17 protein-coding genes and 1 pseudogene are annotated in these 18,989 nt (G+C 64.9%); 12 read left to right on the top strand and 6 right to left on the bottom strand.

Annotation, left to right across the window (positions count from 1 at the left end):
• The first annotated feature begins 9 nt into the window (after window positions 1–9).
• The 8 genes from HNP02_RS40880 to HNP02_RS40845 all read left to right on the top strand — a co-directional run bounded on the left by HNP02_RS40880 (window position 10) and on the right by HNP02_RS40845 (window position 7,557).
• Window positions 10–912, top strand: coding sequence for a maleylpyruvate isomerase N-terminal domain-containing protein (locus HNP02_RS40880; protein ID WP_221318599.1), 903 nt, complete (start codon window positions 10–12; stop codon window positions 910–912).
• Window positions 913–1,267: 355 nt separating this feature from the next.
• A complete protein-coding gene (locus HNP02_RS40875) occupies window positions 1,268–1,414 on the top strand; it encodes a hypothetical protein (RefSeq protein ID WP_184446519.1) in 147 nt (48 codons plus the stop codon).
• A gap of 121 nt (window positions 1,415–1,535) precedes the next feature.
• Window positions 1,536–2,765, top strand: a complete 1,230-nt coding sequence (locus HNP02_RS40870) for an aminotransferase class I/II-fold pyridoxal phosphate-dependent enzyme (RefSeq protein ID WP_184446518.1) — start codon at window positions 1,536–1,538, stop codon at window positions 2,763–2,765.
• Window positions 2,766–3,021: 256 nt separating this feature from the next.
• Window positions 3,022–3,687 (top strand): hypothetical protein, encoded by a 666-nt coding sequence (locus HNP02_RS40865; RefSeq protein ID WP_255507516.1) that lies wholly within the window; start codon window positions 3,022–3,024, stop codon window positions 3,685–3,687.
• 310 nt (window positions 3,688–3,997) lie between these two features.
• On the top strand, window positions 3,998–4,777 hold the full coding sequence (locus HNP02_RS40860) for a hypothetical protein (RefSeq protein ID WP_184446517.1): 780 nt from the start codon (window positions 3,998–4,000) through the stop codon (window positions 4,775–4,777).
• A 214-nt stretch (window positions 4,778–4,991) separates the two neighbouring features.
• Window positions 4,992–6,359: an FAD-binding oxidoreductase gene (locus HNP02_RS40855; RefSeq protein WP_184446516.1), complete on the top strand. Its 1,368-nt coding sequence runs from the start codon at window positions 4,992–4,994 to the stop codon at window positions 6,357–6,359.
• Between the two features lie 228 nt (window positions 6,360–6,587).
• A complete protein-coding gene (locus HNP02_RS40850) occupies window positions 6,588–6,791 on the top strand; it encodes a hypothetical protein (RefSeq protein ID WP_184446515.1) in 204 nt (67 codons plus the stop codon).
• Window positions 6,792–6,888: 97 nt separating this feature from the next.
• The gene (locus tag HNP02_RS40845; protein WP_184446566.1) at window positions 6,889–7,557 is read left to right on the top strand and encodes a response regulator transcription factor; all 669 of its coding nucleotides are present in this window, start codon (window positions 6,889–6,891) and stop codon (window positions 7,555–7,557) included.
• 46 nt (window positions 7,558–7,603) lie between these two features.
• Here HNP02_RS40845 and HNP02_RS40840 read toward each other — a convergent pair whose 3' ends face one another.
• From HNP02_RS40840 to HNP02_RS40815, 6 genes and pseudogenes are all read right to left on the bottom strand, one after another.
• On the bottom strand, window positions 7,604–8,440 hold the full coding sequence (locus HNP02_RS40840) for a hypothetical protein (protein WP_184446514.1): 837 nt from the start codon (window positions 8,438–8,440) through the stop codon (window positions 7,604–7,606).
• Between the two features lie 164 nt (window positions 8,441–8,604).
• Entirely contained in the window at window positions 8,605–9,990 is a 1,386-nt protein-coding gene (locus HNP02_RS40835) for an NAD(P)/FAD-dependent oxidoreductase (protein WP_184446513.1), read from the bottom strand.
• Window positions 9,991–10,449: 459 nt separating this feature from the next.
• Window positions 10,450–11,880: a hypothetical protein gene (locus tag HNP02_RS40830; RefSeq protein ID WP_184446512.1), complete on the bottom strand. Its 1,431-nt coding sequence runs from the start codon at window positions 11,878–11,880 to the stop codon at window positions 10,450–10,452.
• Window positions 11,881–11,961: 81 nt separating this feature from the next.
• On the bottom strand, window positions 11,962–12,504 hold the full coding sequence (locus HNP02_RS40825; RefSeq protein WP_184446511.1) for an ester cyclase: 543 nt from the start codon (window positions 12,502–12,504) through the stop codon (window positions 11,962–11,964).
• Between the two features lie 15 nt (window positions 12,505–12,519).
• Window positions 12,520–13,602: an acyl-CoA thioesterase gene (locus HNP02_RS40820; protein ID WP_184446510.1), complete on the bottom strand. Its 1,083-nt coding sequence runs from the start codon at window positions 13,600–13,602 to the stop codon at window positions 12,520–12,522.
• A gap of 839 nt (window positions 13,603–14,441) precedes the next feature.
• A pseudogene (locus tag HNP02_RS40815) lies at window positions 14,442–14,840 on the bottom strand (AAA family ATPase); the annotation flags it as partial.
• Between the two features lie 140 nt (window positions 14,841–14,980).
• On the opposite strand from HNP02_RS40815, the gene HNP02_RS40810 reads away from it, so the two are divergent.
• The 4 genes from HNP02_RS40810 to HNP02_RS40795 are packed head-to-tail and all read left to right on the top strand — an operon-like array spanning window position 14,981 to window position 18,956.
• Window positions 14,981–16,357, top strand: coding sequence for an MFS transporter (locus tag HNP02_RS40810; protein ID WP_184446508.1), 1,377 nt, complete (start codon window positions 14,981–14,983; stop codon window positions 16,355–16,357).
• A gap of 10 nt (window positions 16,358–16,367) precedes the next feature.
• Window positions 16,368–17,033: a response regulator transcription factor gene (locus HNP02_RS40805; RefSeq protein WP_184446507.1), complete on the top strand. Its 666-nt coding sequence runs from the start codon at window positions 16,368–16,370 to the stop codon at window positions 17,031–17,033.
• Window position 17,034: 1 nt separating this feature from the next.
• Entirely contained in the window at window positions 17,035–18,411 is a 1,377-nt protein-coding gene (locus tag HNP02_RS40800) for a HAMP domain-containing sensor histidine kinase (RefSeq protein ID WP_184446506.1), read from the top strand.
• Complete coding sequence (locus HNP02_RS40795; RefSeq protein WP_255507515.1) at window positions 18,408–18,956, top strand: TAXI family TRAP transporter solute-binding subunit; 549 nt, start codon at window positions 18,408–18,410, stop codon at window positions 18,954–18,956. The genes HNP02_RS40800 and HNP02_RS40795 overlap by 4 nt, the downstream gene beginning before the upstream one ends.
• Window positions 18,957–18,989 lie beyond the last annotated feature (33 nt).

Below are 18,989 nucleotides of genomic sequence, written 5' to 3'. Positions count from 1 at the left end.
GAGGCCATCATGACCAGCCACGCCGCGCGCCACACTCCCGATTCGCCTGCCGCGCAGCCAGAATCGCATCGATCAGTGCCTGTCGTTGCCCTGGACCGGGATGCGGCCCGGTCCGCGATCTGGGTGGCAGTTCGGCCGTTCACCGCGCTGCTGAGGGAGACCGACGACATCGGGCGCCTCGCGGCGGGCACCAGCTGGACGGTCGCCGAGACCGCCGCCCATGTGTCCACCGTGCTCACCGCATTCAGCACGGCGATCACCGGACAGGCGCAAGCGCTGACCCCAAACGAATACCTGCACGCGAACTTCCACACCAGATTGGCGGCCACCAATGCCGCCACAATCGCGATGGTTGACCATACCGACGCCGGACAACTCGCAGAGCTGATAACCGCTGGGGCGCAACGGTTTCTGGAGATCGCTGCGGCGGCCGATCCGCAGATGGAATGTGAGACGCCGTGGTACGGCGCGGCCCGCACTCGCACCCCGGACTGCCTCACCGCCCTGGCGCTAGGCGAACTCACCGTGCACGGGTACGACATCGCCACCGGGACAGGCCGGGCGTGGCCGATCTCGGCCGAGCACGCGAAGCTCATCGTTGGCACGGTGTGCCCGCAGATGTTGCCGCTGGCGGTGCGGCCCGAGGCGGCCCGCGGCACGTCGTTGACATACGAGGTCCGGTTGCGCAGCGACGGCCCACGCTACGTCATCAGCGTCGCGGACGGCACCGCGGAGGTGCGTGCCGTCGGCGGGCCGGTCGATTGCGTGATCTCCGCGGATCCGGTGACTCTCCTGCTTGTCGTCTACGGGCGGATGTCGCTCGGCCGGGCGCTACTGAGCGGCGGGATTCTGTCGTGGGGCCGCCGCCCCTGGCTGGGCCTGCGCCTCAAGAAAATGTTCTTCAATCCCTGACGCGGCGACCACGCCGATCACCACAACAACACCCATCCGCCCGCTGGGTTGAGCCGCTCGACGATCGCGGCTTCCACGACAGCCCTCCCCCTTTGTACGACCCCTGCTCTCGGGCGTACGCCCCCCTGGTCCCGCGAATCTACGCGTTCTGACCGACGATCTCGCGTTCCCACCACCGCATAGTCAACTCGTGACCAGCGATACCCACCTCGGAAGCAGGCAACGAAATGTCGTCAACGCCAAAGGGAACGGACCTGGTTCACAGTGCAGATCACAGACAGAACACACGGAAGGCCACACAATGAATAAGTTCAGATTTGCCGCAGCTGTAGTGATCGGAGTAGGTAGCTTCGGCATGTTTACCAGTGCCGGTACCGCCGTAGCCGACGGACTGCAGGTATCGCCGCCAGCCGTCATCGACGAGGACGGCTTCCAGAACTACGACACCTCGTCTTACCCGGCGACCCCGTCGTATCCGGCGGCCTCGTCATGGCCGGGGTAATCGTCGCATCCGCGTTGCTCACGGTGAGCGGCTGAAGCGTCGCGGAATCGTAGGTGCCGTGTTCACTCTCCCATCACGTATCGGTCTGTCTCACGAACATACGAACAAGTAGATGATTTGAATGCCGTACTTCCCTGCCACACAACGATATGCGCTGCCGTACCGGGCGATCGAGATGCGTCGCCAACGCGAAATACTCGCGCGCGCCGCGGATCTGCCAACGACCCTCGCATCGCCTACCACCGCGGCGTGCGGTCGCTTGGACGGTCGCGTCAAGGACCGGCCACCCGCATGCGATCAGGTCCGAATCGATGAGGCCGGCTTCGGAGCCCAAGGCGGAGACCCCAGCCGCGGCGTCGACATGGACTTGAGCACGTGCGTAAACCGTTACGGCCCGGCGCCGGCGGCGATCGGCGCGCTGCACTCCATCTCCCCCGCCGATATCCTGTTGCACCCCTACGACGCTGCAGAGCGCCTCGTCGACCTGTACCGGTGGGCGACCGGCATACGAGACGGCGCGATGATCGCCGGCCGCGGAGCCAGCGAGTTCATCTGGGCCATGGGCCGCGAGCTCGACCCCGCCGATGTTCACGTGCCGCTGCCTGCCTACACCGATTACCTCAAGGCCTTTCCCGGCCGCGGGTTCAGTCTGGCCGGTGAGCAGATTCCCTCGGTGGAACAGGTCGACGCGGCACTCGACCAGGGTGGGTTGGTCATCATCTCCAATCCGCACAATCCGACCGGCACGGTCGTTGATCCCAAGCTTCTGGTCGCCGCGGCCGATGCTCACCCCGCCGCGACGCTGGTTGTCGACGAGTCCTACGTCAACTTCACCGCGGAGCCGATCAGATGGTCGACGCTGGGTTGTGATGTTCCCAATCTCGTTGTGCTGCGCTCGACGTCGAAGTTCTACGGCATCGCCGCGATGCGAGCGGGAATTGCCTGGTGTGCCGATCACGAGAGACTCAAACGGCTCTTCGGCAAGCAGGAGAACTGGGGTCTGTCCGGTGTCGACGTCCATGCCGCGTGCGCCGCGGTACGCGACTTTCACTGGTCCACACACTCGCGGGCATGGATGCACGCCGACAGCGCGTGGCTGGCCCAGATGCTCTCCGACGTCGAGGGTCTGGATCCGCGATGCAACACCAACGTCCACTTCCAGTACGCGTTCTGTACCCGCTCCGAGGACGTCGCGGCGGTGTTTGCGCGTCACCGCATCGGCGTGCGCGTGCTCAGTGTCGCCCACGGTGTGCACCCCGACGCGTTGCGGATCGTCGCGCCGCGCGCCGATGAGCGCGATCGCTTCGCCTCGGCGATCGCCGAGGTACGCGAGGAACTCGCGGCACACTAGTGCTGCTGCCCTGGTGAAGTAGCGACCGATATGGGATCCACCGCGTGAGGTTAGCCGTCAAGTTCCGCACGCAACCATTGCCCCATCGGGACAGCATCTACGGGGCTCGCGAAACGAGAAACCGCCCCTTGCGGGGACGGGCCATAGCCGAATCTCTGGATTGTGCAAGGAAACACCACGATATGACCGATTCCGCTTTCCCGCCCTGCCGCGTCACTCAGATCATGGCTGAACCCGAGGCAAGAGGAGGAGTCCCGTGAAGATCTGGAGCAAGCGCATACGTGCGCGTGAGGTGTCGGGATACGCGGTCGATCTGGATTCCGAAGGAAAGCGGTGTGTGGCGGTGGATTTGGCTGAGGGCTGCGATTCGGGCGAGCTAGGCTGCCCGTCGAGGGACAGAGTTCCGGTCGATGCGCGCCTGATAACCGGTGGTGCCGCCATCGCGGCGTCGATGGTGCTCGCCGCGGGATTGTGGGTTTCGCTTCACGTGCAGATCGATCCCGTGGTGCGCATGGCGGTGCTTTTTGTTCACCTGAGCAGCCTGGTAGTGGGACTCGGTGCGGTGTTGGTCGCCGACTATCACGCAATACTGTGGCTGGCCCGCAGGTGTAGCCTCCGTGAAGTCGGCGCCAGCGCCGAACGTCTGCAACCGCTTATCTGGCTGGGCCTCGTGGGCCTTGTCTTTAGCGGTCTTCTGCTGAAGCCTGATCTGAACTCAACGATCACAATCATCAAGCTCGCGTTGGTGCTGGTGCTGACCGTCAACGGACTGCAGGTGCGCTTCCTGAGCAGGCGTATCGCGGCCACCTCCCAATGGCGGATAAGCCGGTTGGACGGCGCGTGGGGCGCCGCCTCGGGCCTACTCTCCCAGATCTGTTGGTGGGGTGCCGCATTCATCGGCTTCTGGAACCAACAGCACTGATTGATCGGAACTTGGGGGCGACCTCCAATAGCGGGAGCGCATCGGAGGTCAGCCCACGAGAGTGCAGCTGGTCGAACTGCAGTCTCTCGACCTATCCTCGACGATCCGACCGCTAAACACCATTGCGCAGGCCGGATATTCGACAGGCGCGCCACCGTAACCGACTGCTCCGGGGTCTGATCGTGACGATGACCTAACGCACGTGAATCTGTGAATTGCGAAAGGAATTCCGTGCTAATGATTGGCCCTATTCCGTGTCGGCCACGGTCCCGGCGATCATGGACACACCACAGGTAAAGGGGGCCATACGGTGACCACACTGTTCAGCCGAGACGCCAGCGGGGAACAGGAGCTGGTGGTGTCCTACCCGGCTGCGCAAAGGCGATTTGGCTGGATCTTCGCGACCATCTTGCTCGGCATGTTCACCGTCATTTTTGGATGGTTGCCATTCCTCGCGGTGAATCAACTTCTCATGTTCGCAGGCTTCGGAGTGATCCCATCTCTTGGGGATCCTTCGGCTCTTGAGGATCCTTCGGCGATGTGGCCCCTTGTCGCCGTCCTCCTCGTTGTCTTGACTCCCGGACCCCTGGTGCTTGGTTACTTCACCGTCCGAGTCGCTGTTCTAGGCGGCAGGAGCGCCCGCGGGGACTGGTGGCTTCGATTGTCGCGCAGCGGGTTCGCGGTCAACGACAGACTAAGAAAACCTCGCCGCTACGAATGGCACGAGATCGACAAGTTCATGCTTGTCGCAACATCGGCGAACCCCGAGGACGCCATCGTGGCGCCAGCGAAGACATTTGCCGCGGCCGTCAAGGACGGCGATGCCGGAGACCCGGCACTTCTCGTCGGCTTTCGCTACACGCCGCCCGGACGCCGTCGTACGCTCGCCAACCGGCTGTGGCGGATCATGAGCGGGCCCCCACGTGACCGCGACGGGACGAAAGCAGACGGACTGGTGATGGGCTATTGGGACCGTCCCTTCAACGAGGCGGTCGATCTGATGAACGAGTGGCTGACGCGTCACAAGGCAATCTCAGGGTGTGGCGATGCCGAACAGTGTTGTGAGCGCAGGTGTTCGGCAGGCGGTTGATGTGGGTGAGTTGTGCCATTGGCGCGGGCACGTCCGGGAAGATCCAGCCGCGTGTTTCATTGCCAGCCTCGAAGTCCCACACGGATACACCGGCATGTTCAACCTCTCGTCGTCTGGCCGGGAAACCGAGTAAATCTCCTCACTTGATCGGAGGCATTGGGCACTCGTACAACACCAGCGGGCGCGCGCGAACTCGGCATCGTAGGGTGGGCCGATGAGGGGGATGTCGCCGCCGATGGAACGGCTGCAGCGTGCGCTGCGTGGCCCCGTGCTGGTCCGCGACCACCCTGCCTATGACGTCGCGCGCACGACGTTCAACGGGATGACCGATCGCCACCCTGTTGTGATCGCGTGCTGTGCCGACAGCGACGACGTCGCCGCGGCGGTCGCCTGGGCGCAGAACGAGGGTCTCCCGGCGGCGATCCGCGGCGGCGGCCACAGCGTGGCCGGCCACTCGGTCTGCGACGACGGTCTCGTGATCGATCTGCGGCTGCTGGGCGGTGTAGAGGTCGATCCCGAGTCGCTGCGCCTCAGAGCGGGCGGTGGAGCGACGTGGCGCAGTGTCGACGCGCTCAGCGCCGCACATCGGCTGGCGATGCCCGGCGGCACCTATGACACGACGGGTGTCGCGGGCCTGACCCTTGGCGGAGGTTTCGGCCACCTGATGGGCCTGCACGGGCTGACTCTGGACAACCTCGTCTCGGCCCAAGTCGCACTCGCCGACGGCAGCGTGGTGACTGCCTCGGAAACGGCTGAGCCCGAGCTATTCTGGGCGCTGCGCGGCGGCGGGGGCAACTTCGGCGTCGTGACCGAATTCGAATTCGCAGTGCACCCGCTGCCCGCCGTCTGGGGCGGGATCGTTACCTACGCGCGGCCGCACATGCGCGACGCGGTCCGGCTGTTCCGTGACGTGATGGCATCGGCGCCCGACGAACTAACCCTGATGTGTTACTTAGATCATGAGACGGTGCCCGAGGGAGCCGCGTTCATCACGGTCTGTTTCGCCGGCGACGCCGAGGCCGCCGAGGGAGCCGTCCGCCCGCTGCGGCACACCCTGCCGGTACTCCGCGACGGCCTCGGCCTGACGAGCTACCTACAGATCCAGGTGATGTCGGGCGACCTGCCGTTCGGGCTACGCCACTACTGGAAGAGCCACTTCGTCGACTCGTTGCCCGACAACCTGATCGACGAAATCGTCGACCACTACCTCGCTCACCCGCAGGATGGCTGGGACTTCGTGCTAATCGAGCAGATGCACGGCGCCGCGCTACGCGTGCCCCCCGAAGCCACCGCGTTCAGCCGCAGGAAGGAGTCCTTCAACGTAAGCGCACTGGCCACGTGGGAGGACGCGGCCACGGACGCCGCCCACATCGCCTGGGCGCGGCGCGCGGCCGCCACGCTCGAGACGCGCTCGTCGAGCGGCGGTGGCTACCTCAACTACGGGGCTCCGGATGAACCAATCGAACGCGTGCGCGCGGCCTATGGAGTGGCGAACTTCGAGCGGCTGCGGCAGGCGAAGCGGCGCTACGACCCGCACAACCTCTTCCGCTTCAACCACAACATCCCGCCCGCCGGAGCATAGCGGCGGCAGCCCGGACGGGGCTGTCGCACAATCCGACTCCGCGGCGCACGGGGTTTTTGTGTCGATCACGGCTGGTCGGCCGCTCTTGTCGAGGGATTCGATGGCGTCTCACGTCGGCGGATAGGCACACATACGACCCCACGACCCGCGGATATGCGCGTTCTGGCCGATGGTCTTCGGTACCCGAGAACAGATAGTCGACTCATGAAGACCCGAGGAGGCCTACCCATGAGCGTCGACACGGTCCACACCGACGCCCCGAGTGTCATTCATGCCGGGCTCCTGACCAACTTTCCCCGCGAAAACGTTGCCCAGGACGACGTCGTGGCCGCCCAGAACGGTCGAAGGCGCGCGCGTCGCCCGATGCCCTGCGACGCGCCTCGGCGTGCCGCCGCGCTCGCGCTCACCGGCGTCCCTCACCGAACGAAGTAGCGACACGATTATGGAGACAATTTCTGCGAAGGGTCTCGGCCTTGTCGGCGGCGATGGGTTGTACCGGTATGTCAGCACCGGTTCACGCATCAGCGCCATGCAGGTGCTGCTTGTGGAGGATGACGAGGGGATCGCGTCGGCGCTGGCCGAACTTCTCGGCCACGCCGGCGCGTCGGTCATCCAAGTCGGCCGCGGCGCCGACGCGCTGCATCGCGTCAAGGGCTGCGATCTCGTCTTGCTGGACTTAGGACTGCCCGACATCGACGGCCTGGACGTGCTGCGCACTCTGCGGCGCGCATCGGCGGTGCCGGTGATCATCATGACCGGCCGAGACAGCGACGGCGCGGTGGTGCTAGGCCTGCGGGCCGGCGCCGACGACTACCTGATCAAGCCCGTCCGAAAAGCGGTGCTGCTCGCGCGCATTGACGCCGTCATGCGACGCGTGCGTCGTGTCGCCGGTGGCATCGCCCCTACCCCAGCCGGCCCGGTGGTTGCGGGGCCGGTCACCATCGACCGCGAGCGCCGGGAAGTCACCGTGGCGGGAGCCCCGCAGACTCTCACCCGAACCGAGTTCCAGATCCTCGCCACCCTGGCCGCACGGCCGGGTGAAGCGGTCAGTCGCGAAGAACTCATGTTCGAGGTGTGGGGCACCCCCGTGGTCGGCCGGTCCCGGTCGTTGGACTTCTTCATCGGCCAGCTTCGGGCCAAGCTCGCCGGCCTGCCGCTGCAGACGGTGCGCGGCTTCGGTTTTCGGCTGGATACCTAACATGGGCCCACTTTGGTGACCGACTGTCTGGTTTGTCGTCAAGTCGCTACATTTTGCTGGGGGGACGCTCCCAGCCGAGATAGACGTATTTTCCGATGTCGGGGGTGGAGTTCCGTACGGCTTGGATGAGCCAGTCGCCGCCGAAGGTGATTGAAGACTCGTGCGAGGCGTAAATCATCCAGTCGAGGTCGTCGACGAACCAGTATCCTTCAGCGCCGTCGTAGGAAAAGGACACAGCTTGTAGGTCTAGCTCGTAGCTGTCGCCGTACTCGCGGATCTCGATGAGCCTGGTGACGCGCGGGGAAAGCATGGATTGGATGGCTTGTTCGTGTCCGGGCTGGACATCAACCCAGTCTGTGTGCAGGGTGAGGCACTGGTCTTCGTGTCGCTGATCGTTGGCGCCATACCATTGGCCCCATCGTTTGCAGAAGTCTTGGTAGTGTGCGTCGGCTTCCTCGTTTTGCAGGACACGCCGATACGGCAGTGGTGGGCTTCGCCACCAATCGTCTTCGTCAGAGTGGTCCACGAAGTGCACGAACGCGTCGCGCTCCTCGGCCATCGCCCGTTCCTCGGTGGGGTGGTTAGGATTTACGGTGAAGGGGTTCTGGGCGGTCTCTGCGGCCCTAGCCAGCCACATCCGGGCGGTGTCGATAGAGTCGAAATCCGTTGGGACGGACCGTTCTACCTCTGACAGGATCGCTTGGAGCACGTGATAGCGGGGAAACAGGCCGTAGGCTTTCTCGGTGTCGGAGCCACCACCGCTGGGCTCGCTGGTTTGGTCCTTACCGGCGGCACTCAACTCTGCGTAGGCCTGCTGCCAGTGGGCGATCTGATCGAGGCAATATCGTCGAGCAGCGTTATGAAGCGCCGCAACAGCGTTCATGAGAATGGTGCTCCGCTCAGCAAGTCCAAGAAAATCAGCTCGCGCCGCATCAGTCGCGGCGCCTACAGACTAGTTCGGTGCCTGTCTCTGCTTCAGGTGGCCGTTGCTACGGGTTTCGTCTTGCGGCCCGAATTCCGGGACTTGCTGGTGCCGCTTGCCAATCATCACTGCAACGCCATAGCTGCGCTTTGCATGCTTGTGTGATCGCTTCGCTGCCGGCGGAGGTTGATGGTGGCGACGCGGGCGATGAGTGCGGGGTGAAACAGGCGTGTCGGTGGGTCCAGGAAGCCAATCACCTTTGCGAATTGTTCGGCCACCGCGGTGTCGGACTCAGCGGCGGCCAGCACTCGATCCACGTACGTGTTGGCGATACGGACCGGCAGTGGCCGGGGTCCCTCGAGTTCGGGCAGGCTGAGGTCCGCGCCGGTGGCCAACCGCCAGGCGACGCCGACGACTTTGGCGGTGGCGCGGAAATAGCGTCGCGCCAGGCCGTCGGTGCCGCGGCGTAAACACCGTTGCAGTGCCAGCGTTTCGAGTGCCGCCACCGTCATTCCCTGGCCGTAAATGGGATTGAAGCTGCAGATCGCGTCGCCCAGGACCAGCAGACCGGCCGGGAACCGCCGCATCTTGTCGTAGCGCCGCCACTGACTTGACGGCATGCGGTAGCGGGCTACCTCACCGAGCGGTTCGCTGTCGCGTATCGCCGCCAGCACATGCGCGGGGGCGAACTCTTCAGCGAATGTGAGCATCGAAGCGAGCTCGTCGCCCGGTTTGCGGCCCATCATTCCGAAAACGGTGAATGTCGCGGTGTCGTTCTCGTTTTTGAATAGCACCATCCCGGTGGGGCGTCCGGGGACGGGACCGATGACCACCATCGTTTCGTTGAGCGTCCCGGGCGGAAGCCGCAGCAGCCCACTGGAGTACGCCAACCGCACGTCAAGATGGTCTTCGACCGGACGGCCACAGCCGAGGCCCTCGAGAAACGCCGGTGTGTGTGCTCCCCGGCCCATCGCATCCACGACCAGATCCGCGTGCAACACCCGTTCGTTTCCGTCGGCGCGCGCCCGCACGACTGCACCGGTGATGCGGTCGCGCGTCGGGGTCGACGTCGGTTCGACGACATCGTGGTTCTGCAGGATTGCAACGTTCGCAACGGCTCGCAGCCGTCGCCGAACGTGGGACTCCAACAATGGTCTGCTCGGTAGGAAGAGCTGGATGTCGTTGAATTGACCTGAGCGCGGAAATATGTGTCCGCCATAGCTCATGTACATCTTGGACAGATCGTCGTCGCTACCGAGAGTCGGGGTTCCCGCGGCGACGAGGTCGTCGAGGATCCCGGGGAAGAGTTCATCCAAGATCTGGGAGCCCCGACTGAGCAGTAGATGGCTGTGGCGCCCCTGGGGCACCCCGCGCCGATTGGCGGCGATCCCGGGCAATTCGTCGCGCTCTACCAAGGTGACCGTCTTGTAGAAGTCGGCCAGGGTCCGCGTCGCCAGCAGACCACCCATGCTGGCTCCGAGAACGACCGCGTGTTCACCTAGCTTGGCCATTGTCGGCCTCCGATCTTGATTGGTCCGCGTTGGGGTCGGTTGTATCGAGCATCGGGCGGCGCGGGCTTTCGACCATCGGCCGAACCGCGCAGATTTACCGAGAGCGGGGTCGTATATACGACGGGTTGTGCCAGCTTTGTACGCGGTTGTGCCGATGTTCGCTGCTCGCGGTGACCGCAGGCTGGCTTGCATGAGCGAGATTGACGCGGTGCCGGTGAACTGGAGCGATTAGGGCTGCGACGCCGCGGTGGCATCCGCGCGAGATGCGTTGAGCAAACAGGACTTTGAAAAAGCGTGGGCCGAAGGCGCGGTCTTGTCGCCCGTCTACACCAAACTCGGCCTGACCTCGCGCGTACAACTCGTTCACGAAGCAGCGCGACATGCCTGACGCCACAAGGTGATAGAACCAGCCCGCTGACGCAGCGCCGTCTGAAATGTTGCACGTCGTGCGACAAAGCGTCAGTCGCCATGCGACACCGTCAGCTCGATCTCGAAGCTCACCTCGCCGTCCTGGACCGGCAGCCTGGCCATCTGCTGGACCGCGTCGACGAGCGCCTGCATGAACGGCTGCGGCACGTCGCCGCGGCTGGCCAGCTCGACGTCGTGGCAATCGGATGTGCATCGCAGCCGGATCAGCAGCTCGGCCGGGTCCGCACGATCGCCGATCGTGTGCTGCGCGCAGCGCGCGACCTCCTGGCAGAACGCCGTCAGCTCGTCGACTGACGTCCGCGCCGCCATCTCGCGCTCCGACGTCAACAGCCGGACCTGATTGATCGTCACCCTGCTGGCCGCCAGGGCACCCTCGGTCGTCGGCTGATACGCGTCCCAGCCGCCCTCGGCCGTGTAGGAGCGACCATCGACCGGACTGACATACTCCTGATCTCGCCAGGTCAGCGCGAACGACATCGCGGTCCCGGCCGCCGGCATCGAGACGTCCGTGCCCTCGATCAGGGCGCTGCGGAGTTGCTTCCACGACGCAGCGGTCAGTTCCACCACAAAGCCGTCCTCGTGCATCCGCCCACCGTTCTCGGACTGCTCGGGAACGAACACGACAAAGCACCCGCACAGCCGCGAGCCATCGCTGCCCGTTGGGGTGATCGCCTCGGGTGCGCTCTGGCCGGGCACCCAGACCAGGCAGCCATCGGCGGTCGGATCGAGCGCGGTCAGCAGCGTGAGCGGGACATCGTCGGCTAGCTCCGCCAGCCGGTCCTGCCACGGCGGCCACGCGCCGCGCAGCGCGCTGACGATGATCTGGTTGCCCTCGACTCCTGCGCGCACATCGTGGACCGCGGCGCGCGGAATCTTCGACAGCAGGCTTTCCTCGAAGGTCCGCGCGAGCGAAAGGCCGGGGCGGCCCCGGTCGGCCCACGGCGGAAATGGGTAGTAGTTGCTCGCCTGCCCCATGCGAGCCAGCACGCGCGTGGGTCCGAACTCGCTCACCGCGCGCAGCTCGTCGGCGGTGATCAGCAGCGCGGCCAGGCACGACGGCGGCAGCGGCACCCCGTCGAGCGGCTGCGCCCCGACGTAGAGCAGATGATGGCCGAAGAAGCTTCGATCACCGAAACCGGTGACATCTCCTGGACCGACGCGCCGGCCGTCGGCTGCGAGCTGGTAGAGCGTGGCGAACAGGCGCAGCGGATCCTGCGGAAAACCGGCGCTCGCCTCGCCCGGATCACGCCGCAGCGTGAACACGATCTCGGGCTTCTCCAGCGCGGCCAGTCCGTGGCTGACATACGACCAGCACCCGATCGGCCCGCTCTGGGACTCGATGTCGTGCATGTACACCCGCGCGGACAGCTCGCCGGGCACGACCTCGAGCTCGACCGGCCAGGCCGCCTCGCCCGAAGATCCAGCCGCGGAGGGGCCGCGTTGCTCCTTCCACCAGGACATGTCGCCTCCAAAGCCGTCGTTGGCCAACCGCGTACCGATTGCTGATCATCGAGGCATCTCGACAACCGTTGTCACCGGACGCTACGAGTTGTCGAGTCGGCGTGCACGCATTGCCGGTCGGCCGACTGTCAAGGGGTGGTTCAGCAGGGTTATGACACGACCGGTCACTGAATTCGGGTCGCGTGCAACGCCAAGCTGGATGAACAAGGTGAGGCGGTCGTAGTAGGCGTGTTCGCACACCAGATCGGGGCCGTCGAACTCAAAGACGGCAACTACCGGCAGGTCGACGCGGCGGCCGGTCGGCGGCAGGCCGCGAAAAGGTCCCCGATGGGTTCCGCGCACACGTGTCTCGCTGATCACGCGATCGCCATGGTGACACAGCGAGCCCGGCTCGATGTCGAAATGCAGGTCAGGAAGCGCAGTGAAGAGCTCACGGTACGTGTCGGCGACCGCGTCAGGGCCATCGGCGATCTCGCCTCCAGGTAATTCTGTTCGCCCGGCGCCGGGTTTGAATGTTGCCAGTGTCGCCGCGACATCGTGCTGGTTCTCTGCTTCGAGATGGGCGAGAACCGTTGTTTCGCGCGATCGCCGTAGGCCCGCGTCCACGTCGGCTGTCTCGGTCATTGTGTTCCCCCTGTGCTAGGCGAGATCTCGGTCAGCTTCGGTGTCGGTGGTGAATGTGGTTGCAGTTGTGAAGGGTTCGATGTCTTGTCGTAGTTCAATGAGGTGCCGGGCGTGCTGATCGAGTCGGGCGTCTTGGTCGCAGGCAGGTTCCCAGGGTGAGATAGGTCGCGCTTCACCATGGTTGTCGGGTGAAACGACGACGACCACTGCGTGTGCGAGGAGGCAGGGCACGCCGCCCGCCGTGTCGGTGGTGACGTCGATGCTGACATGGACGCTGCGTGGTCCCGTGTGAATGACTCGTGCGGTGACTTCGATGGCGTCGCCGACGAAAACGGTTTGGTGGAATCGAATCCCGGCGATGTAGGACGTGATGATTTCGCCGCCGGTCCACTCGACTCCGCACGCGTAGGCCGCTTCGTCGATCCAGCGCATGACTCGGCCGGCACGGACGTTGCCGTCGCTGTTGGCGTCGACAGCGGCAGCGCGGAAGCGCAGCGCGGTGCGGGGGGCGGTGCCCTCGTCGGTGTGGCTCACGGCTTCCATGGCGTCTTCGATGCGTCTGCGCATCCGTGCCCGCGCGCGTGCCTGCCGGTGTCGCTGTAGGTCAAGCATCGTGAGCGGTGTCCACCGGGGGACTTCGGCAGGGTGACCGCTGGAATCGACGGCGACGAAAACGGTTGAGCACTGCGCAGTTTGAACTGCTTTGGCTCGGCCGGGGTCACTGGAGCAGATGGTGACCAGGATGTGCATGCTGCTGCACCCGGTGTAGACGAGGTCGGCATGCAGTTCGACGAGTTCGCCGACGCCGATGGGCCGGTCGAGGTGCAGGTTTCCCACGGACGCGGCAACGCAGTGACCGGCACACCACTGCGCGGCGGTGGCGTAGGCGGCGGCGTCGATCCACTCCAGCAGTGTGCCGCCATCGACGAAGCCGGCGTCGCCGACGTCAACGGGCTCGACGTGGAAACGGTGGATTGTCTGGTGGCAGGCAGCCTTCGGCCCAAGGTGCTCCTCGGTGGGCTCGGCCAAGATGTTGATGTCGCCGTTCACCGTTCCGGGCCTGATCCACCGGTCGTGGCCTACATGTGTCGCCTGCATCGTGGTGGCCCCCTTCTTGCCGTGGTTGAAGCCATGATGCGCGAGACGCGACAGCGCGCGGAATAGAAGCGGCCCGAATCGCGGTGTTTCCTTGCATGATTCACAGATTTCGTGAGCCGACACCCCGCGTGGCCGCATCAGCCCACCTGGCTGACCCGCTGCAGCGGTGGACCGGTAGCCGAGCCCGGCCGCCGATCGCACGTTCCTCAGCGGCGAACCTTCGTCTGTTGTGAATCGCGCTCGACGCGCCTCGATCCGCGGAGCGGAGCGAGCCGCGCCACGGGCCTGTGAGTTGTCTGGCGGGTCCGGCTAACAGCGAATCTAAGGATTGTGCAAGGAAACACCATGAGGACTGACTCTGGTTCGGTCGCGTTCGGCGACTGTGGGATTCGGTCGAGTGTTCTCGCGCTGTGGAACCGACACTGGCATACCCGGCCCCTCCCGCGCGATAACGCCGGTGATACGACACTATAGCGTATTCCTTTGGGGCGCCCGGCTATTGGAAATTTCACCGCATGGCCTTCACTGGTAGTCTTGCGGCCACTGGAAGCCGAGTGCGCGTACTTCGTTTGAGCTGGATGTCCGAAAGCTCGAATACGTGCTCGCACCGCATTTCGGGCAGGCTCCCTCACCGCCTAACCACCCGTGGTCTGCACCGCAGCGCTTGTCCGAGATCTCGAAAACGGTGGGGAGCTCGCCACAAATAAGGACCACAAGTCCGCATGTGGGACAGGTGTAGAACGCCAGGGTGCCCTGATCGCAGCATGGACATTCCTGATTCAGATACCAGGTCGGCGGGTCGATATGCATAGCGGGTTCCTCTCGCTCTTCTTCAACACGCGGCTCGTCGTCAACATCGTCACGCCGGGACATGCGTCAAGAACAGCCACAATCAGCGCCGCGCAGGCGTCAGGCAGATGCTCGCAATTGTCGAGCACCAGCAACAGCTGGCGCTCACTGAGATGACGGACGATCGTGTCGATCGCCGAGCGATGAGGCTGGTCGAGAAGTCCCAACGCGCCAACCACCGTGACCGGTACGCGTTCGGGATCGGTGATCGGCGCGAGGTCGACATACCTGACGTCGTCGCCGAACTCGCTGGTCACCTGGATTGCTAGCCGTGTCTTGCCCGCACCGTCGGCGCCGGTGAGGGTCACTAGCCGGTTGTTGGCGATGATCCCGCGAACCTCGAGGATCTGTGCACCGCGGCCGCCGGATAGTCGACTCAAACGAGTGGGAGGAACGCCACGCCGGCTGTCCTCGCGAATCTGTGGATTGTGCAAGGAATCGCGACGAAAGCGACGGTAGGGCTTCCCTGGCTGTGACTACAGCCACAAGATCAGCACAACCTGCAGACCAACCAAGGGGATGGAGAATCATGCAGACAGAGAAGCGTCACGCCGGTGAAGCGCCGACCAGGTCGGTGGCCGGCAACGTGATTCGGGGTTCGCTCGGCAATTTGATCGAGTGGTACGACTGGTATGCCTATGCGGCGTTCAGCATCTACTTCGCGAGTGTGTTCTTTCCGTCGGGGAATCAGACCGCGCAATTGTTGAACACCGCAGGCATTTTCGCGGTCGGCTTCCTCGTCCGGCCGCTCGGCGGCTGGATGTTCGGTAGATACGCCGACCGATTTGGGCGCCGCGCGGCGTTGACGCTTTCGGTGTCCCTGATGGGGATCGGTTCTCTCGGGATCGCCGTCCTGCCGGGGTACGCCCAGATCGGCGCCCTGGCGCCGATCCTGCTGGTCGGACTCCGGCTGCTGCAGGGGCTGTCGCTGGGAGGCGAATACGGCACCTCTGCAACGTATTTGAGCGAAGTCGCCACCCCGCACCGGCGCGGCTATTACTCCTCATTTCAGTACGTAACGCTGACCAGCGGCCAACTGCTGGCGCTGGGTGTGCAGATCATCTTGCAGCAGTTCCTCACCTCTGCGCAGATGCACGGCTGGGGTTGGCGGATCGCGTTCGTCGTCGGAGCGGCGGCCGCCGTGACCGTGATGTGGCTACGGCGCACGATGGACGAGTCGGAGAACTACAAACTCGCCGTCCGGGAGAGCGCCGCGGACGCCGAACGCGGCAGCCTGAAGGTCCTGCTCTCCTATCCGCGGGAGTGCCTGACCGTCGTCGGTCTCACGCTTGGCGGCACCATCGCGTTCTACACGTTCACGACGTACATGCAGAAGTTCATGATCAACACGGCCGGCCTGCCGAAAGAGCAGGTGACGTGGATCAACTTCGTCGCGCTACTGATCTTTGTGGTGGTTCAGCCGGCGTTCGGAGCGCTGTCGGATCGGATCGGTCGGCGACCGCTGCTGATCGCGTTCGGGGTCGGTGCGACGCTGTGCACCGTCCCGCTGCTCACCGCCGTATCGCACGCACGCTCCGCGCTGCCCGCGTTCGGGCTGATGATGATCGGCCTGTTCATCGTGTCGGGCTATACGTCGATCAATGCCGTGGTGAAGGCCGAGTTGTTTCCCGCCCGGATCCGCGCGCTGGGCGTCGGCCTGCCCTATGCCCTCACGGTCGCGATCTTCGGTGGCACCACGGAGTACGTCGCGTTGGGCTTGAAGAACATGGGTCACGAGAGCTGGTTCTTCTTCTACGTCGCAGGCGCTGCGTTGATCTCGTTGTTGGTTTACGTCTTCATGGGCGAATCGTCGCGGCGCTCGCAGTTGGAGCGCGAAACCCGTGAGCTCGACCCCGGGACGCGAGAACAGGCCAAAGTCGATGAGGTTATGGCCGACCCTGCTTAGCATCAGCGCCATGCAGGTGCTGCTTGTCGAGGATGACGAGGGGGTCGCGTCGGCGCTGGCCGAACTTCTCGGCCACGTCGGCGCGTCGGTCATCCACACCGTCCGAGGCTCCGATGCCCTCCATCGAGTCAAGGGTTGCGATCTGGTGTTGTTGGATTTGGGACTGCCCGATATGGACGGTCTCGATGTGCTGCGCACGCTGCGGCGGGCGTCAGCGGTGCCCGTGATCATCATGACCGCCCGAGACAGCGATGGCGCGGTGGTGCTGGGTTTACGCGCCGGGGCCGACGACTACCTCGTCAAACCCGTCCGTAAAGCCGTGCTGCTGGCCCGGATCGAGGCCGTCATGCGACGCATGCGCCGCGTCGGGGGCGACCCCTCGGTCTCACCGGGTCCGGTGGTTGCCGGTCCCGTCACCATCGACCGCGAGCGCCACGAGGTGACGGTTGACGGAACCCAGCAACCGCTGACCAAGACCGAGTACCAGATCCTTGCCACGCTGGCCGCCCGACAAGGCGAGGCGGTGAGTCGCGAGGAGTTGATGCTCGAAGTGTGGGGAACCGCGGTGGTTGGCCGGTCGCGGTCGTTGGACTTCTTCATCGGGCAGATCAGGGCCAAGCTCACGGGGCTTCCGCTGCAGACGGTGCGCGGGTTCGGTTTTCGGCTGGACGCCTGACATGGGTCTGCGTGTTCGTGCCGTCCTCGTCGCGCTTTTGCTGCTGGCGGTGGTGGCACTCGCAGTCCCGTTGGCGCTGAGTCTGGCCGATCGCAAAACCGCGGCACTTGCGGCCGAACGTGACCGCCAGCTCGCCGCGCTGGCCGACGCCGCCGCCAGTCCAGATACGCCGTTGCAGCGCCTGGTCGACCGCTACGACGAGGTGTACGGAGAAGGCCTGCTCATCACCGACTCCGACGGGCACGCCCTGGCCTCACGAGGACTCGATGTCTCCGACCCGGGCGTCACGACAGCGATAATCCACGCTCTCGTCGACGCACCTGCGTCGCAGTGGGATCCCGTTCTTCCCTGGCACCGAGACCGGCTTCTGGCCACCACCGGCGTCCGACGCGATGGGGAACTCGTGGGCGCCGTCGTGCTGGCGGTCGATCCGAAGGTCGCAGCGCGCAACGTCGCGGTCGGCTGGCTCTGGGTGGCGGTCGGCTGTCTGCTCTTGCTCGTGCTGGCCGTGGTGGTCGGACGCTCACTTACCCGGTGGGTGCTGCGCCCACTGGACGGGCTGGAGCGCGCCGTCGCCGAGATGACCGAAGGGATCGCCGGGCCGCCCGCCGATGTGGCCGGGCCACCTGAAGTGCGGCACTTCACCGCGGCGTTCAACACGATGGCACAGGTGGTGCGGGCATCGCTGGACCATCAACGGCGGCTGATCGCCGACGCGTCGCACCAGTTGCGCAATCCCCTTGCGGCGGTTCGTCTGCGCGCCGACACCCTCGAAAATTACCTGATCGAGGACGGGTGGCCGACATACCACGCGCTGTCCGCCGAGCTGGATCGTTTTGAAAACCTGCTGGGACAGCTGTTGCGCCTGGCCCGCGCTGAGCAGGTCAGCGGCAGCCGCCAAGTCGGTCTAGCCACGACAGCAGCAGAGTCGGCCGACCTTGCGGATGTGATCGCCGAGCGCGTGGCGTACTGGCAGCCGATTCTCGACAGTGCAGACCAGCTACTGGACAACCGTTCGAATCAACGCGGGCCGGTGGTGCAACTGGCTCGCCATGATGTGGAGCAGTTGCTCGATGTCGCGTTGGAGAACGCGCTGCGCTACGCCGGATCGGGCGCCACGGTTACCGTGTCGACCGCGCAGGGCGGCGAGACTGCCGAGCTGATCGTCAGCGACAACGGCACCGGCCTGCCCGACGAGGACCTAGCGCACGCAGCGACCCGCTTCTGGCGAGCACAAAACGATGGCGCCGGGACCGGCCTCGGACTGGCGATCGCCGCCGAGATCACCGCAGGACACGGTGGGACGATCTCGGTGGAGAAGGCCCCCGAGGGTGGCGTTCTGGTCCGTTACCGTCTTCCAGTGACAGGTGAACCATGATGATACGCAACAGATCTGGCGAATTGAGTCGGCGGGCATTCATCGCCGCGACAGCGGTGTTGGTCGCCGCCTGCAGCATCCGAAGCGAACCCAGCGGACGCTTGCGGCTGGCAGCAGGACAACGGGGTGGACTCTATCTGGCGTTCGCAGAGATTCTTGCTGACCGCATCCAAGCCCGTTACCCGAGCATTACCGTCGACGTGGTCTCCACTGAGGGCAGTGTCGACAACATCGCGCTGCTCCGGACCGGGGAAGTCGATATGGGGCTTTCGCTGGCCGACGTTGCCGAGCGAGACCGCGCCAGCGGCCCCGAGGCAACCGCACCTGTGGCGGTAGCCCGCGTATACGAGAACTACCTGCAGGTGATCGTACGTGATTCTTCTGCCGTGCAACGGCTTTCAGATCTGCGGGGAAAGCAGGTGTCCGGCGGCGCTGCTGGATCCGGCTCTTCCGTCACCGGCCAGGTGCTGTTCGACGCCGCTGGCCTAATGGGAGTCGATCAGCGTGTCCTTGACGGGGATCTTGGTTCTCGAGCGGGAGGCTGATTACCGAGCCGCCGGCCGGTGAGCACTGTCGTC

Source organism: Mycobacterium sp. AZCC_0083 (assembly GCF_014202335.1).
Classification (GTDB): domain Bacteria; phylum Actinomycetota; class Actinomycetes; order Mycobacteriales; family Mycobacteriaceae; genus Mycobacterium.
This window is presented reverse-complemented; position numbering and strand designations above follow the sequence as displayed.